Origin of the sequence: Algoriphagus alkaliphilus (assembly GCF_900103735.1) — a bacterium.
Taxonomy (GTDB): Bacteria; Bacteroidota; Bacteroidia; order Cytophagales; family Cyclobacteriaceae; genus Algoriphagus; species Algoriphagus alkaliphilus.
In genome coordinates this window covers 71,742-86,051 of record NZ_FMXE01000012.1, presented here as the reverse complement: position 1 = coordinate 86,051, position 14,310 = coordinate 71,742, and the positions used below count along the sequence as shown (strand labels likewise).

Annotated in this window: 14 protein-coding genes and 1 riboswitch; of the genes, 13 read left to right on the top strand and 1 reads right to left on the bottom strand. The window is 41.7% G+C overall.

All coding sequences use genetic code 11. The features are described 5' to 3' along the window. Positions 1–63: 63 nt before the first annotated feature. The 4 genes from BLQ81_RS10180 (at position 64) to BLQ81_RS10165 (ending at position 4,988) form a co-directional block, all read left to right on the top strand. Positions 64–1,605: a SulP family inorganic anion transporter gene (locus BLQ81_RS10180; protein WP_092729847.1), complete on the top strand. Its 1,542-nt coding sequence runs from the start codon at positions 64–66 to the stop codon at positions 1,603–1,605. Beyond that, on the top strand, positions 1,602–2,243 hold the full coding sequence (locus tag BLQ81_RS10175; RefSeq protein WP_092729846.1) for a carbonic anhydrase: 642 nt from the start codon (positions 1,602–1,604) through the stop codon (positions 2,241–2,243). Before BLQ81_RS10180 ends, BLQ81_RS10175 begins: the two co-directional genes overlap by 4 nt. An 88-nt stretch (positions 2,244–2,331) precedes the next feature. Continuing rightward, positions 2,332–2,445: riboswitch (SAM riboswitch) on the top strand. A gap of 177 nt (positions 2,446–2,622) precedes the next feature. Then, the gene (locus tag BLQ81_RS10170; RefSeq protein ID WP_092729845.1) at positions 2,623–3,927 is read left to right on the top strand and encodes an O-acetylhomoserine aminocarboxypropyltransferase/cysteine synthase family protein; all 1,305 of its coding nucleotides are present in this window, start codon (positions 2,623–2,625) and stop codon (positions 3,925–3,927) included. A gap of 11 nt (positions 3,928–3,938) precedes the next feature. Continuing rightward, on the top strand, positions 3,939–4,988 hold the full coding sequence (locus tag BLQ81_RS10165) for a homoserine O-acetyltransferase family protein (protein ID WP_092729844.1): 1,050 nt from the start codon (positions 3,939–3,941) through the stop codon (positions 4,986–4,988). Between the two features lie 29 nt (positions 4,989–5,017). Here BLQ81_RS10165 and BLQ81_RS10160 read toward each other — a convergent pair whose 3' ends face one another. Next, complete coding sequence (locus tag BLQ81_RS10160; protein ID WP_092729843.1) at positions 5,018–5,458, bottom strand: DUF2147 domain-containing protein; 441 nt, start codon at positions 5,456–5,458, stop codon at positions 5,018–5,020. A gap of 15 nt (positions 5,459–5,473) precedes the next feature. On the opposite strand from BLQ81_RS10160, the gene pdeM reads away from it, so the two are divergent. The 9 genes from pdeM to BLQ81_RS10115 all read left to right on the top strand — a co-directional run bounded on the left by pdeM (position 5,474) and on the right by BLQ81_RS10115 (position 14,059). Continuing rightward, complete coding sequence (gene pdeM / locus BLQ81_RS10155; protein WP_245693232.1) at positions 5,474–6,205, top strand: ligase-associated DNA damage response endonuclease PdeM; 732 nt, start codon at positions 5,474–5,476, stop codon at positions 6,203–6,205. 41 nt (positions 6,206–6,246) lie between these two features. After that, positions 6,247–7,137, top strand: coding sequence for a cell division protein FtsX (locus BLQ81_RS10150; protein WP_092729842.1), 891 nt, complete (start codon positions 6,247–6,249; stop codon positions 7,135–7,137). A gap of 2 nt (positions 7,138–7,139) precedes the next feature. Beyond that, positions 7,140–7,349, top strand: coding sequence for a DUF3098 domain-containing protein (locus tag BLQ81_RS10145; protein ID WP_092729841.1), 210 nt, complete (start codon positions 7,140–7,142; stop codon positions 7,347–7,349). A 48-nt stretch (positions 7,350–7,397) separates the two neighbouring features. After that, positions 7,398–8,081 carry a tRNA pseudouridine(55) synthase TruB gene (gene truB, locus BLQ81_RS10140; RefSeq protein ID WP_092729840.1) on the top strand — a complete coding sequence of 228 codons (684 nt, stop codon included), beginning with the start codon at positions 7,398–7,400 and terminating at the stop codon, positions 8,079–8,081. Further along, positions 8,068–8,991 carry a bifunctional riboflavin kinase/FAD synthetase gene (locus BLQ81_RS10135; RefSeq protein ID WP_092729839.1) on the top strand — a complete coding sequence of 308 codons (924 nt, stop codon included), beginning with the start codon at positions 8,068–8,070 and terminating at the stop codon, positions 8,989–8,991. Before truB ends, BLQ81_RS10135 begins: the two co-directional genes overlap by 14 nt. Positions 8,992–9,004: 13 nt before the next feature. After that, entirely contained in the window at positions 9,005–9,700 is a 696-nt protein-coding gene (locus tag BLQ81_RS10130; protein ID WP_092729838.1) for a CoA transferase subunit A, read from the top strand. Between the two features lie 3 nt (positions 9,701–9,703). Beyond that, on the top strand, positions 9,704–10,363 hold the full coding sequence (locus tag BLQ81_RS10125) for a 3-oxoacid CoA-transferase subunit B (RefSeq protein ID WP_092729837.1): 660 nt from the start codon (positions 9,704–9,706) through the stop codon (positions 10,361–10,363). A 57-nt stretch (positions 10,364–10,420) separates the two neighbouring features. After that, complete coding sequence (gene gldC, locus BLQ81_RS10120) at positions 10,421–10,762, top strand: gliding motility protein GldC (protein ID WP_092729836.1); 342 nt, start codon at positions 10,421–10,423, stop codon at positions 10,760–10,762. A 321-nt stretch (positions 10,763–11,083) separates the two neighbouring features. Next, entirely contained in the window at positions 11,084–14,059 is a 2,976-nt protein-coding gene (locus BLQ81_RS10115; protein WP_092729835.1) for a carboxypeptidase-like regulatory domain-containing protein, read from the top strand. Positions 14,060–14,310 lie beyond the last annotated feature (251 nt).

Here is a 14,310-nt window from a genome sequence, read left to right as displayed (position 1 = left end):
GCATTAATTTTACATTTGAACATAATGTCTTTTCTTGAACGGGATTCATCCGAATAAAAATTTATGAACGAACTTTTTGGCAAAAACTTAAAATATGATCTGAAATCAAGTTTGGTTGTCTTTTTTGTGGCCTTACCGCTTTGTCTGGGAATTGCGATAGCGAGTGGAGCTCCTCCTATGTCCGGATTGATAGCCGGAATCGTTGGTGGTATTATTGTTGGCGCACTTTCAGGATCGCATGTCAGTGTGAGTGGGCCAGCTGCGGGACTTACAGTGATTGTTTTAGATTCAATTAGCTCACTCGGTACATTTCCACTTTTTCTAGCCGCTGTGATTGTAGCGGGCTTATTTCAGGTTGGATTGGGATTTTTAAAAGCCGGCGTATTGTGCTATTATTTCCCCCATTCTGTAATCAAAGGAATGCTTTCAGCTATCGGATTAATCTTGATTCTCAAGCAAATTCCCCATGCTATTGGGTACGACAAAGACCTAATGGGCGCAATGACCTTTCAACAAACTGATAATCAGAACACTTTTTCAGAGATATGGCTTGCTTTCCAATATTACAGTCCGGGCGCAATTCCGATTATTCTTATTGCCTTGATTATTCTCATTGGCTTTGAACATCACAAAATCAAGAAAAATAAGATTCTCAGCGCTTTTCCTCCCGCACTTTGGGCGGTTGTCTCCGGGATTTTGATCAATCAACTTTATTTCGCTTTCAAACCTGAGTGGGTTTTAGATGACGAGCATCTTGTCACTATACCGGTTTTAAATGGTGTCAGTGAATTGGGTTCTCTGTTCACACTACCCGATTTTGGATTAATAGGCACAAGCAGTTTCTGGGTTGTGGCAGCAACTATCGCCATTATTGGAAGTATCGAAAGCTTGCTGAGTCTGGAAGCTGGTGACAAGATGGACCCGCAAAAGCGAATCAGCCCCCCCAGCCGGGAATTGATGGCTCAGGGAATAGGAAATACAGTATCCGGATTGATCGGTGGACTTCCGGTGACTGCGGTTATTGTCAGGACCTCTGCAAATATTACTTCAGGCGCCAAAACAAAATTATCCGCAATTTTTCATGGTATTCTCCTGGCGGTTTTGGTAGTGGCAATCCCTGTGTTGTTAAATAAAATTCCATTAAGCTGCTTGGCCGCTGTGTTGTTCATTGTAGGATACAAACTTGCCAGACCTTCCATTTTTGTCCATGAATGGGAAAAGGGATTGAATCAATTTCTCCCTTTTGTCGCGACTATTATCGCGATTTTATTCACTGACTTATTGACTGGAATAGGAATAGGAATGGTAGTCGGAATATTTTTTGTAATTAAAACCAACTTCAAACAAGCAATTACTGTAACAGAGAGAAACGGTAATTATTTAGTCAAACTCAACAAGGACGTTTCCTTCCTTAACAAGGCTCCTTTAAAAAATAATTTGGCGATGATACCCGAAAATAGTTTTGTTATCATCAATGGAATAAAGGCTAAATTTATTGATCAGGATATCAGAGATGTACTCAACGCATTCATTGAATCGGCTCATGATAAAAATATCAAAATAAAAATAGAGGGATTTGATTATAATCTAAAGGAAAACGCATGAACGATTACGAACGACTTTTACTTCAAAATAAAGCTTGGTCAGAGGAAAAATTTTCATTTGACAAAAAGTACTTCGATCGCTTAGCCAATCAGCAAAAGCCTAAATTTCTTTGGATAGGATGCTCTGACAGCCGAGTACCCGCCAATGAAATAACCGGTACCGATCCGGGAGAAATCTTTGTCCATCGTAATATTGCAAACATGGTGGTGCATACTGATCTAAATATGCTTTCTGTCCTTCAATACGCCGTCGAATACCTTAAAGTCGAACATGTGATCGTCTGCGGACATTATGGCTGTGGAGGAGTAGATGCGGCAGTCAGTAGTAAAAGCTATGGTTTGATAAATAAATGGCTTCGAAATATCAAGGAGGTCTATAAGATTCATCAAGATGAAGTGGATAAAGAGACCACTCATGTTGCGAAAGTGAATAAATTGATCGAATTCAATGTATTGGAGCAGTGTCAGGATTTGATCAAAACCTCAATCATTCAGAAAGCATGGAAACAAAGAAATGCTCCAGAGATTCATGGATGGGTTTATGGACTTTCCAATGGCTTGGTCAATGAACTGATTACAATCAAACCTGATTTCAATGCAATTCATCCGCTTTTCCGTTATGAAGTTTCTGAACTTTAATTAATATTTCCCCCGGAAACTGATTCTATTTTGATTTCTCAGTTTCCGGGTTTTTATTTGCAAATCCTTTCACTTTTTCCAGTGTGAGGATTTATACAGAAGAGGCGAGAGACAGGCTCTGTGACCCTCTGGCAACCATCCCCCGTGAGGGAAAGGTGCCAATTCCTGCCGACTGAACTATTATCTTTCGGAACTATAAATTCTTCGCAATATGAATCAAGTACTTCCTTTTTCCTTTTGCTCTGACTCTAAGTCAAGCTTCCAAATTTATAGCCTAGGACTTTGTAAGCTATTCAGGCAATTTCATGCTTGGTCTCGTTAACCTTGTGCTTAAACAAAATTCAAATCCTTTTTTCTAACCCTTTAACCTATCAATTCAATGTCAGCTAACTATCGATTCGAAACACTTCAGCTCCATGCCGGACAGGCACCTGATTCTGCCACCAATTCCCGAGCGGTTCCCATTTACCAAACTACCTCCTATGTTTTCAACAGTGCGGAACATGGTGCAAATCTGTTTGGGCTAAAAGAATTTGGAAACATCTATACCCGGATTATGAATCCGACTACGGATGTTTTTGAAAAACGAATAGCAGCTTTGGAAGGTGGCGTCGCTGCTGTCGCTACTTCTTCAGGCCAGGCTGCTCAGTTTTTGGCTTTAAACAACATCATGGAAGCAGGAGATAATTTTGTATCTACTTCTTTCCTTTATGGGGGAACCTACAATCAATTCAAAGTTGCTTTTAAGCGAATTGGAATTGACGCTCGCTTCGCTAATGGCGATTCACCTGAAGCTTTCGAAAAGCTAATCGACTCCAAGACCAAGGCTATTTACCTCGAAACAATCGGGAATCCAGAGTTCAACATCCCTGATTTTGAAGCAATAGCAGCTTTGGCAAAAAAGCATGATATCCCACTCGTCGTCGACAACACGTTTGGTGCAGGTGGATACTTGTGCAGACCAATCGATCATGGAGCCAATATTGTGACTTCTTCTGCGACAAAGTGGATTGGAGGACACGGCACTTCCATTGGAGGCATTATCGTGGATGCGGGTAATTTTAATTGGGGAAATGGCAAATATCCGCAGTTTTCCGAACCTTCTGAAGGCTACCACGGACTGAATTTCTGGCAAATATTTGGTGATAATAATCCACTCGGACTTCCTAATATCGCATTTGCTATCCGGGCAAGAGTGGAAGGCTTACGTGACTTTGGTCCGGCAATCAGCCCCTTCAATTCTTTTCTTTTGCTCCAAGGAATTGAAACGCTCTCGCTGAGAGTACAACGAACCGTCGAAAATGCGCTGGAAATCGCCAAATGGCTGGAAGCACATCCTCAAGTCTCGAAAGTAAATTATCCGGGATTGGCCTCTTCCCCATACCATGCTTTAGGAAAAAAATATCTCAAAAATGGTTTTGGAGGAGTATTGAGTTTTGAGATCAAAGGCAACAAGGAACAAACCTCAGCATTCATCAATTCGCTGCAACTGATATCACACCTCGCTAACGTTGGCGATGCGAAGACCTTGATCATTCAACCTGCTGCCACTACGCATCAGCAATTATCCGATGAGGAGCAAAAAGCTGCCGGAGTGACTCCTACCCTACTCAGGATCAGTTTGGGCATTGAACATATCGAGGACATTAAAGCTGATTTGCAGCAAGCATTCGATAAAATCTGATTGAATTCCCAATGAATTTGACAAGTCAATACGCTGATTTTACCATGACCCAAGAAGTTTTCCATTCGATCGAACCATTGCTTCTGGAATCAGGCGAAGTCCTGCCGAACTTCGACCTAACCTACACGACTTATGGTCAGTTGAATAAAAAAAAATCCAATGTAATCTGGGTAATTCATGCCCTAACAGGAGATTCTAAAGCAGCAGAATGGTGGAATGGATTGATTGGAGAGAATAAATTTTTCGATCCGGCTGACCACTTCATTATTTGTGCAAATCTCCTGGGAAGCTGTTATGGATCTACCAATCCATTCAGTGAAAATCCGAATACCAATACTCCCTATTTCTATGATTTCCCACAAGTAACCACTCGGGATTTAGGGGCAAGTTTGGAAAAACTCAGAATTCATCTGGGAATCGAAAAAATCCAAACATTGATTGGAGGATCACTAGGGGGACAGGTAGCCTTGGAGTGGGCTGTGACTTTGGGTCAAAAATTGGAAAACGCAGTGATTTTGGCTTCCACCGCGAAAACATCGCCCTGGGTAATCGGTTTTAACGAAACACAGCGAATGGCTATTGAATCTGATTGCACTTGGGGTGAATGTCACGAGCAGGCTGGTTCAAAAGGGCTGGAAACAGCCCGTGCCATCGCGATGCTTACTTATCGGCATCCGGCTGATCTTCAAATCAAGCAAAGTGAAAAAGAAGAAAAACTGGATGGGTTTAGGGCTGCTTCCTATTTGCGGTATCAAGGTCAAAAACTCGCCAAACGTTTTAATGCGCTATCCTATTGGACACTTTCCAAGGCAATGGACAGCCATGATTTAGGAAGAGGCAGAGGAAGTCTAGTGTCAGTACTCGCCTCGATAGAAGCCAAAGTTTTGACGATAGGTGTGGATTCTGATTTGCTTTTCCTTCCAGGGGAAGCCCAATTTATAAGTCAAAAAGTAAAAAGAGGCACCTACAAAGAAATCCATTCGACAGCTGGACATGATGCCTTTTTGATCGAGTTTGAGCAGCTAACTTACTTCCTCAAATCCTTTTATCTAGAACATTAAATAGTCAGGGCGGGCAAAACCCGCCTCGATTATTTTATTCTAGTCCATTCTACAGTCCTTCCGACAAAGGAAAATCCGATATACCCTTTGACTTCGAGAATTTTATCTGATTTAAGTTTCACTTCACAGGAATAGGTTTTACCATTTTTGGGATCGTAGATTTCTCCACCTTTCCACAAACCTCCCGAATATTTTAAACCATCCAAAATCGCCAAGCCCATCAGTGGTCTGCTTCTTAATTTCGGATCGGAATTTTCTTTATCCAAAGCCTGCTTACCCTCTGGATTTGGATCTTTTAACCAAGTGATTTTGCCGATAAACTGGGAACCGCTTTTCATGATTTCAACTTGAGCCGTTTTTTCAGTGTTGTACCATAACCCTAGAATCGCATTTTCACCTTGGGCTTTGGCATTCCATACCAGTCCCAAGAATACCAAGATGAATACCGAAGCAAACTGTCCTATTTTCATAAATTTTAAGTTTCGATGTCCATAAATACGAATAGATTTGGAATTGTTATGGAAGAGGCAGGAAATTTAACAGATCGGAACAAAGATGTTTCCATTGAATTTGATGAGATTTCTATCCTGTTATTGAAAGAAAAGGCACTTTGGATCAAGCAATTAAATACCCTTTTGATCGCAGATTTACATTTTGGAAAAGCGGCACATTTCAGAAAGTCCGGAATTCCGATTCCCGAACCCATCCACAATGCTGATTTACTCCAATTGAAATATCTCCATGAAAAATTTCAACCCAGTCACACTTATTTTCTGGGAGACCTTTTTCACTCAGAATGGAATGATTCATGGGAAAATTTAAATCAATTTTTGGTACAATTTAAGACGACTGAATTTCACTTGGTAAAAGGAAATCATGATGTACTTACTCCAAAGGCCTATGAGCAGTCCGTTTTAAGGATACACAAGGAACCCTTGATGCTTGGAAGTTTTGCGCTTTCCCACGAACCTATGGAAGTGGTACCGGATGGATCGCTAAATATCTGTGGTCATATTCATCCCGGGATCCGACTGTTGGGCAAGGCTCGGCAATCGGTAAGAATTCCTTGTTTTCTTCTTTCAGATTCCCGTCTTCTTCTTCCTGCGTTTGGAAACTTTACTGGCCTGGCTTTAGTAAGGCCAAAAGGAACCGACAAAGTTTGGGCAATTACGAGTGAAAAAATCATCCCAGTCCTTTCTGGCATATCGATTGGTTAAATCCACTTGGCTTTCCTATTTTTGACCTGAATTAACCAACTATGGCTAACCCTTCACGCAAGAAAAAAACACTCGGTCATTTCAAATTTGGCAGTGTCCTTTTCAGTACTACCCTGTCCCTGTTCATAGTAGGGCTTTTTGGGGTGATCTTGATCCAAGCTAGAACTTTGACCAAAATGATCCGGGAAAACATCGAAATCCAGGTGTTTTTGGATAAAGGTCTTTCTGAAGAACAACTGAAAGAGATTCAAATAAACATATCTGCCAGACCTTTTATCCTTACCACTACTGACACTATTGGTCTGAGATTCGTCTCCGATGAAGAAGCAGCAGCGACATTTGTCGAAAGCACAGGGGAGGATTTTACTAAATTCCTGGAAGACAATCCACTCAGAGACAGCTATGTGATAGCTGTTGCGGAAGAATTTCAAACTTCCGAACAACTTGAAACAATAGCTAAAGATTTGGAAGCGATTCCCGGGGTTTTTGAAGTTTCCTACATGACCGACTTAGTCGAGTCTATCAATAAAAATCTCCTAAAAGTCAGTTTGGTAATGGGGGGATTCATTTTAATTCTAATTATCACTGTGGTCATGCTGATCAACAACACGATAAGATTAGCCCTCTTTTCCCAACGGTTTTTGATACGATCCATGCAATTAGTCGGAGCCACTCGTGGATTTATCAGAAAACCATTCCTGATGCGAGCCTTACTCTTTGGAATGATAGCGGGGGCAGTTGCATCACTTATTCTTTTTGGGTTGGTGCAATATACCAAAGCCAACATCGAAGGCTTTGCAATGCTCCAAAACCAGGCGATGCTGCTGACCTTATTCGGAGTTTTGATAGTTGTGGGTGGAATTCTTTCGGTTTTTAGCACCTTGCGAGCCGTAAACAAATACTTAAACATGTCCTTGGACGAATTATATTGATCATGAGCAACACACCTTTTCCATTTTCCAAGAAAAATTACCAACTCATGCTGATAGGACTTGGACTGATTGTGCTGGGTTTTATCATCATGGGCCTGGATGGGCAGCCACACGGCAATGGTGTTCTTGGCTTGACCATTGGCCCTATTGTGGTCCTTTCAGGCTTTATCTTTGAGTTTTATGCGATTTTCGCAAAATCCGAAAAGAGCTAAAATCACCCTTTTTCATTGCTCTCCTGGAGAGTTGTTTAATTTAAAAACATGCAGCAAGAAGCTTACGGAGAAGTATTTCTGATTGACAAACCATTTGAATGGACATCATTTGACGTGGTAAAAAAAGTAAGAAACGCCCTTCGTATCAAAAAAGTCGGCCATGCCGGCACGCTAGACCCCTTAGCTACTGGATTGTTGATCGTCTGCGCAGGCAGGCAGACCAAGCAGATCGAGACTTACATGGGGCAAGAAAAGGAATATACCGGGTCCTTTGTAATCGGAGCGACAACAGAGTCTTTTGATCTTGAAAAACCCATAATTCCAGTCGCCGATCCAGCACATGTGACTCTGGAAATGGTAAAAGCTGCTGCTGCACAATTAACGGGGGATATTTCACAGATTCCGCCGATGCACTCAGCAATCAAAGTGGATGGAAAGCGTGTCTATGAGTCGGCCCGAAAGGGCATCGAAGTAAAAATGGAGGCCAGACCAGTGCAAGTGCGCGAATTTGAAATTACCAGCTTTCAGGGAGATCGGATCGATTTTCGGATATCTTGTTCCAAAGGCACCTATATCAGGAGCTTGGCGCGGGATCTTGGAGAGATTTTGGGTGTAGGGGCTTATATGAATGCATTGAGACGAACCCGAATCGGTGACTTTTGGGTTACAGATGCACATAATTTGCCAGAGTTGGTAGAAAAAATCAAAACGCGCTCCAATGAAAATCTATGAAGGGCTTGCAGGCTTCACTCCCGTCAGGAATGCCGTTGTAACTTCGGGGACATTTGACGGGGTTCATCTTGGGCATCAGAAAATTTTAATTCGAATCCGGGAAATTGCCAGAACCCTTCAGGGAGAAACGGTACTTATCACTTTTTGGCCTCATCCCCGACTCGTACTTTATCCGGATGAACATAATCTGAGACTTCTCAGCACCTTTGAGGAGAAGACCAAACTTCTTCGTCAATTTGGAATAGATCATTTGATCACCATTCCATTTACCCAGGAGTTTTCGCAGATGAGTTCAGAGGAGTTTATCAAAAAAGTCATTATCGAATCCATTGAAACCAAAAAACTGGTAATCGGATATGATCACCGTTTTGGTAAAAACCGGGAAGGAAGCTTCGAATATTTAAAGGTCAACAGCTCCTCATTTGGATTTGAACTGGAGGAAATCCCTCGTCAGGATGTCGAAGAGATTGGTGTATCAAGTACAAAAATCAGAAAAGCTCTGGAGCTTGGCGATGTAACTACCGCTACAAATTGCCTGGGTCGACCCTATGAATTGAATGGAATTGTAATTAAAGGACAACAAATCGGTCGCTCAATAGGGTTTCCAACTGCCAACATTCATATTCCCAATGATTACAAACTTATCCCCAAAGACGGCGTTTATGCCGTTGAGGCGGCTGTGGACGGATCATATTACAAGGCTATGCTCAATATCGGCAATCGCCCAACGGTGGATGGCACCAAGAAAACAGTGGAAGCCAATTTATTTGATTTTCAGGGAGACCTGTACGATAGGCAGATTACGATTTACTTCCGTGAATTTCTGCGGGAAGAACAAAAATTTGAAAACCTGGAAGCATTAAAAAATCAGCTGGTCTTGGATCAAAAGTTGGCTAGATCTATACTATAAACCCAAATTCGATATGATAAACAAGACTGTGAAAAATGCGACGGAAGCCGTCGCAGATATCCCCGGCAACTGTATGCTGATGATGGGAGGTTTCGGACTCAGCGGAATACCCGAAAATTGCATTCAGGCGCTTTTGGCAAAAGATATATCGGGGCTTACGATTGTTTCCAACAATGCCGGAGTTGATGATTTTGGAATCGGACTTTTGCTAAAAAAGCGAATGGTCAAAAAAATGATTTCCAGCTATGTCGGAGAAAACGCAGAATTTGAACGACAACTGCTAAGTGGAGAATTAGAGGTCGATTTGATACCTCAAGGCACCTTAGCAGAGCGGGTTCGAGCCGGTGGTGCGGGAATCCCTGCGTTTTTTACCCCTGCCGGAGTAGGGACAGAAGTGGCAGAAGGAAAAGAAATTCGTGAGTTTGAAGGGAAACTTTATTTAATGGAGCGTTGGCTGAGGGCTGATTTTTCTATCGTAAAAGCATGGAAGGGTGATACCTCCGGTAATTTGATTTTCAAAGGAACCGCACGGAATTTCAATCCCATGATGGCTGCAGCCGGTAAAATTTGTATTGCCGAAGTTGAAGAATTGGTCCAACCGGGTGAATTGGATCCCAATCAAATTCATACGCCGGGAATTTATGTTCAGCGGATTTTTCAAGGAGAAAACTACGAGAAGCGAATCGAGCAACGAACTGTAACCCAATAAGCCATGCTGACTAAAGAACAAATCGCAAAAAGAATAGCCAAAGAGGTTAAAAATGGGCAATACATCAATTTGGGAATTGGAATACCAACCCTGGTAGCCAATTACATCCCAAAAGATCTGGACGTCGTCCTTCAATCAGAAAATGGACTTTTGGGAATTGGCCCCTTCCCCACTGTCGATAAAGTGGATCCGGATCTGATCAATGCAGGAAAACAGACGATCACCATGGTTCGGGGATCGGCACTCTTCAATTCGGCAGAATCATTTGCAATGATCAGAGGTGGGCATGTCCATTTGACAATTTTGGGTGCTATGGAAGTTTCTGAAAACGGCGATATTGCCAACTGGAAAATACCCGGCAAAATGGTCAAGGGAATGGGTGGGGCAATGGATCTTGTAGCTTCGGCAGAGAATATAATCGTTGCCATGCAACATTGCTCCAAGGATGGGCAGTCCAAGCTCCTACCGGAGTGTTCACTGCCTATCACTGGTATAAGGTGTGTGAAAAAAATTGTCTCCGACCTCGCCGTATTGGAAGTTTCTCCCGAAGGTGGTTTTATTCTAAAGGAAAGAGCACCGGGTGTTTCGGTAAAAGAAATTCAGGCTAGAACTTCCGGAAAACTGATTATTGAAGGAGAAATTCCCGAAATGGCATTCGAATAATTTAAACTCAGGGAACTCCCATTACAATTCGCTGGTTTCCCGTTAAATTTTGACACAATGAAAAAATCTGAAATCAAATTCCAGATCGAACTGGACGAACATAATCTCCCAAAGAACATTCAATGGGATGCCTCGGACAAAGAGGCGGAAGGACTGGAATCTACCAAAAGCATCAGTGTGAATGTTTGGGACAACTTAAATCATGCCACCCTGCGAATTGATTTATGGACAGAAGAGATGTCAGTGGTAGAAATGAAACGATTCTATATTGATATACTCGGAGGAATGGCTCAAACGATATTAAACAGCACCGGGGATGAATATATCTCGGAAGAAATAAAAGAGTTGTGTGATCGATTGGTGCGTCATGTGAATGAGGAGAACAAAAAAAAAGCTTGATCTAGATCAAAAAACTATAAAAGGCCTGATTTTCATCAGGCCTTTTTTTTTGTTAAAAACCAGAATCGAAAAAAATGTTTTTTGGAATTTTTAATAAAATGGGACGATAGCTTCAGTATTTATAATATTACCTCCCAAAAATTTCTAATTCTATTCAAGAACTCACCCAGTTTCCATTTTCGAGTAATTTTTTCGACAAAGAATTACTGGTCTTTTTGAATCACTAAAGATTGAAAATTCGATTTTTACTATAAATTTCGAACAAATAGGGAACTAATAAACCCAATTCTTATTCACCAAAACAATATACAAAAATAGCCTATGAGAAATTTTACAAGAAAGATCTGGGGGGGAGTGTTTACACTCATGCTTCTGGTTTCCTTTGGGACCAGTGTCGCCTTCGCCCAGACGACTATCTCTGGAACGGTGACTGATGCAGACACCAAAGAGACTTTGGTTGGGGTAAATATCCTTGTCAAAGGAAAAGTGATTGGTACGATCACCGACCTTTCAGGGAAGTTTACACTCAACGTCGCGCAACAACCACCATTTACCTTGGTATTTTCAATGGTAGGCTTTACCACGCAGGAAGTAGAGATCACAGGGGGAGTAAGCAACTTAAGCATTGCCCTTGTAGAAACCTCTATTATGGGTCAGGAAGTGGTGATCTCGGCCTCAAGGGTTGAGGAAAGCATTATGCAATCACCTGTTTCTATTGAAAAAATGGACATAATCGCCATTCGAGAAGTCCCTCAGGCAAGTTTCTATGATGCTTTGAATAACCTGAAAGGTGTGGAAATGAGTACTCAATCTCTCACTTTCAAGTCTTTTAACACCAGAGGCTTTAATGCGAATGGTAACGTAAGGACCGTTCAAATGATTGATGGAATGGACAATCAAGCTCCGGGATTAAATTTCTCGGTCGGTAACATTGCCGGTATATCAGAGCTTGATCTGGAAAGTATTGAACTTCTTCCGGGAGCTTCCTCTGCACTGTATGGTCCAAATGCGATAAACGGAATTCTATTGATGAATTCGAAAAATCCATTTCAGTATCAGGGCTTTTCTGCAAATGTAAAAACCGGAATCATGAATGAATCCAGCAGATCTACTGCTTCCACAGGATTCTATGATTTCAGTGCGCGGTATGCTAAAGCGTTTAGTAATAAAGTTGCCTTCAAAGTTAATTTAGCCTATTTAACAGCTGATGATTGGCAGGCAAATGATTTTAGGGATCAATCATTGTTGAACGGGTCAACCATCGAAAATGGCTCACGAACTATTAATCCTGGCTACAATGGCGTAAATATCTATGGAGATGAAAGTTCTCAAAATATGTTTTCAGTAGCACAGTCATTGGTTCAGGCGGGATTATTACCTCAGGCTGCCCTAGGTATAATCCCACAAACTCAAGTGTCTAGAACAGGATATGCCGAAAGAGACCTTGCAGACTATGGCACCAAATCTCTAAAATTAAATGCTGCGCTTCATTGGAGATTAAATGACCGAGTAGAAGCCATTATTCAAGGTAATTATGGCTTTGGTACGACTGTATATACAGGAGCTGATCGATATTCAATTGCAAACTTTAATATTGGGCAGTACAAAGCAGAATTGAGAGGTTCAAATTGGTATGTTCGTGCTTACACCACCCAGGAACGTTCTGGAGATGCATTTGCAGTAGGCATTGCAGCAAATGCAATTAATGAAGCTTGGAAGCCATCAGAAGTTTGGTTTGGCCAGTACGTAGGAGCATTTGCGCAGCAAAAATTGACAGGTGCAACGGATCAAGTCGCACATGGTTTTGCACGTGGTGCAGCAGATCAAGGGCGTTTTACCCCAGGTTCACCTGAGTTTAATCAGGCTAGAAATAACACCACTTCTACTCCTATTCCTGGTCAATTCTTGACTCCACCAAGAAGAATTGGATCTCAGTTCGTAGATAAAACAAACCTTTACCACTTAGAAGGTTCCTATCAGTTTAAAGATATAAAATTTGCGGATTTTGTGATCGGAGCAAACTATAGAAGCTATCAACTGAACTCCGAAGGAACACTCTTTGCTCTTGATGAAACTGGTTCTGAGTTTACTATTGCTGAATATGGCGGATATGCACAGGGATCTAAAAAGCTATTCAATGATAAGTTTAAATTGACAGCTTCGGTTCGTTACGATAAAAATGAAAATTTTGATGGACAGTGGTCCCCGAGAGTTTCCGGGGTATATACCGCAGGCAATCATAATTTCAGAGCTTCCTACCAAACAGGCTTTAGAATACCTACCACGCAAGACCAATACATCGATTTGTTAACGCCTCAGGCAAGATTGATCGGCGGGCTTCCATTATTCAGAGACCGTTATAACTTTAGCCAAAACCCAGTTTACTCTTTGGCCACGGTTACAAATTTTGGTGCAGCAGTTTTAAGGGATGCAGGCACTCAACCGGTAAGAGATGCAGCAGTACAACGTGCTATTCAGATCTTACAGAGTCAGGGAATAACTCCTACACCAGAAAGAATCACACCGTTGGCAGCCCAACTCGTACCGGTAATTGCAGCAACAAACAATCAGGGTTTATTAGTTGAAGAGAAATTGACTAGTTTCCAGCCTGAAAGAGTTAAATCTCTCGAAATTGGATATAAAGGACTGTGGGGTAATCGATTGTTAATCGATACTTATGCTTATTTCAACAGGTTTGAAAACTTCATTGGTGGTCAAGTCTTAATACAGAATAGAAATCCACAGGCGGGAAATCCCGCAAGTGATCTGGGTTTAAATCTCCTGAGTGCAAATACCCGAAATGTGTATTCAATGCCAGTTAATAGAAAGGAAATTATCCAGTCGTGGGGATGGGCTTTAGGAGCGGATTATAAGCTTCCCAAAAATTACTCAGTTGGTGGAAACGTATCTTTTAACACGCTTTCAAATCTGGATGAATTGACAGAAACCGGATTCCAGCCTTCTTTCAATACTCCTGAATACCGCTATGTTCTAAATTTTGCCAACAGAGAGGTAGTGAAAAACCTGGGTTTTTCATTCTCTTACAGATGGCAGGGTGAATTTGTGTGGCAATCTTCTTTTGTTGCGCCTGCAGTTTCTACACAACAGTTATCTGTTATGCCAGCATTTGCGACATTCGATGCCCAGTTTAGCTATAAGCTGAAAAGCCTGAAGTCCATTCTAAAAGTGGGAGGCAGCAACCTGTTTAATTCAAATGGGTATCGCCAGGCTTGGGGTAACCCAACAGTCGGGACGATGTATTACATCAGCTTGACTTTTGACGAATTTCTGAATTAAAAATTGCCCAATTTTAAATGCCTAAAAAGCCATCTGGAAAACTTCAGATGGCTTTTTTCATATATCCCTGATCTGTTTTTGGCCACTACCAACCCAGCATCATTTCCAGATAAAAACTTAGCCCAAAATTACGCCACCTGAAAGGACTTGAATTTTTTGAAAAAGGATAGGGTGTCTGGCTTTATGCTTGCCCCCTATCCAAAAACCAGTTTGGCAACTTCAAAACGAAGTCTCCGAAATCATATCAAATG

Excerpts from the sequence above, each read along its gene's own strand:
- BLQ81_RS10130 (WP_092729838.1), top strand. The coding sequence starts at position 9,005 with ATGATAAACAAGACTGTGAAAAATGCGACGGAAGCCGTCGCAGATATC.
- BLQ81_RS10175 (WP_092729846.1), top strand. The coding sequence starts at position 1,602 with ATGAACGATTACGAACGACTTTTACTTCAAAATAAAGCTTGGTCAGAG.
- BLQ81_RS10180 (WP_092729847.1), top strand. The coding sequence starts at position 64 with ATGAACGAACTTTTTGGCAAAAACTTAAAATATGATCTGAAATCAAGT.
- BLQ81_RS10135 (WP_092729839.1), top strand. The coding sequence starts at position 8,068 with ATGAAAATCTATGAAGGGCTTGCAGGCTTCACTCCCGTCAGGAATGCC.
- BLQ81_RS10170 (WP_092729845.1), top strand. The coding sequence starts at position 2,623 with ATGTCAGCTAACTATCGATTCGAAACACTTCAGCTCCATGCCGGACAG.
- BLQ81_RS10115 (WP_092729835.1), top strand. The coding sequence starts at position 11,084 with ATGAGAAATTTTACAAGAAAGATCTGGGGGGGAGTGTTTACACTCATG.
- BLQ81_RS10145 (WP_092729841.1), top strand. The coding sequence starts at position 7,140 with ATGAGCAACACACCTTTTCCATTTTCCAAGAAAAATTACCAACTCATG.
- BLQ81_RS10160 (WP_092729843.1), bottom strand. The coding sequence starts at position 5,458 with ATGAAAATAGGACAGTTTGCTTCGGTATTCATCTTGGTATTCTTGGGA.
- truB (WP_092729840.1), top strand. The coding sequence starts at position 7,398 with ATGCAGCAAGAAGCTTACGGAGAAGTATTTCTGATTGACAAACCATTT.
- BLQ81_RS10150 (WP_092729842.1), top strand. The coding sequence starts at position 6,247 with ATGGCTAACCCTTCACGCAAGAAAAAAACACTCGGTCATTTCAAATTT.
- gldC (WP_092729836.1), top strand. The coding sequence starts at position 10,421 with ATGAAAAAATCTGAAATCAAATTCCAGATCGAACTGGACGAACATAAT.
- BLQ81_RS10125 (WP_092729837.1), top strand. The coding sequence starts at position 9,704 with ATGCTGACTAAAGAACAAATCGCAAAAAGAATAGCCAAAGAGGTTAAA.
- pdeM (WP_245693232.1), top strand. The coding sequence starts at position 5,474 with ATGTCCATAAATACGAATAGATTTGGAATTGTTATGGAAGAGGCAGGA.
- BLQ81_RS10165 (WP_092729844.1), top strand. The coding sequence starts at position 3,939 with ATGAATTTGACAAGTCAATACGCTGATTTTACCATGACCCAAGAAGTT.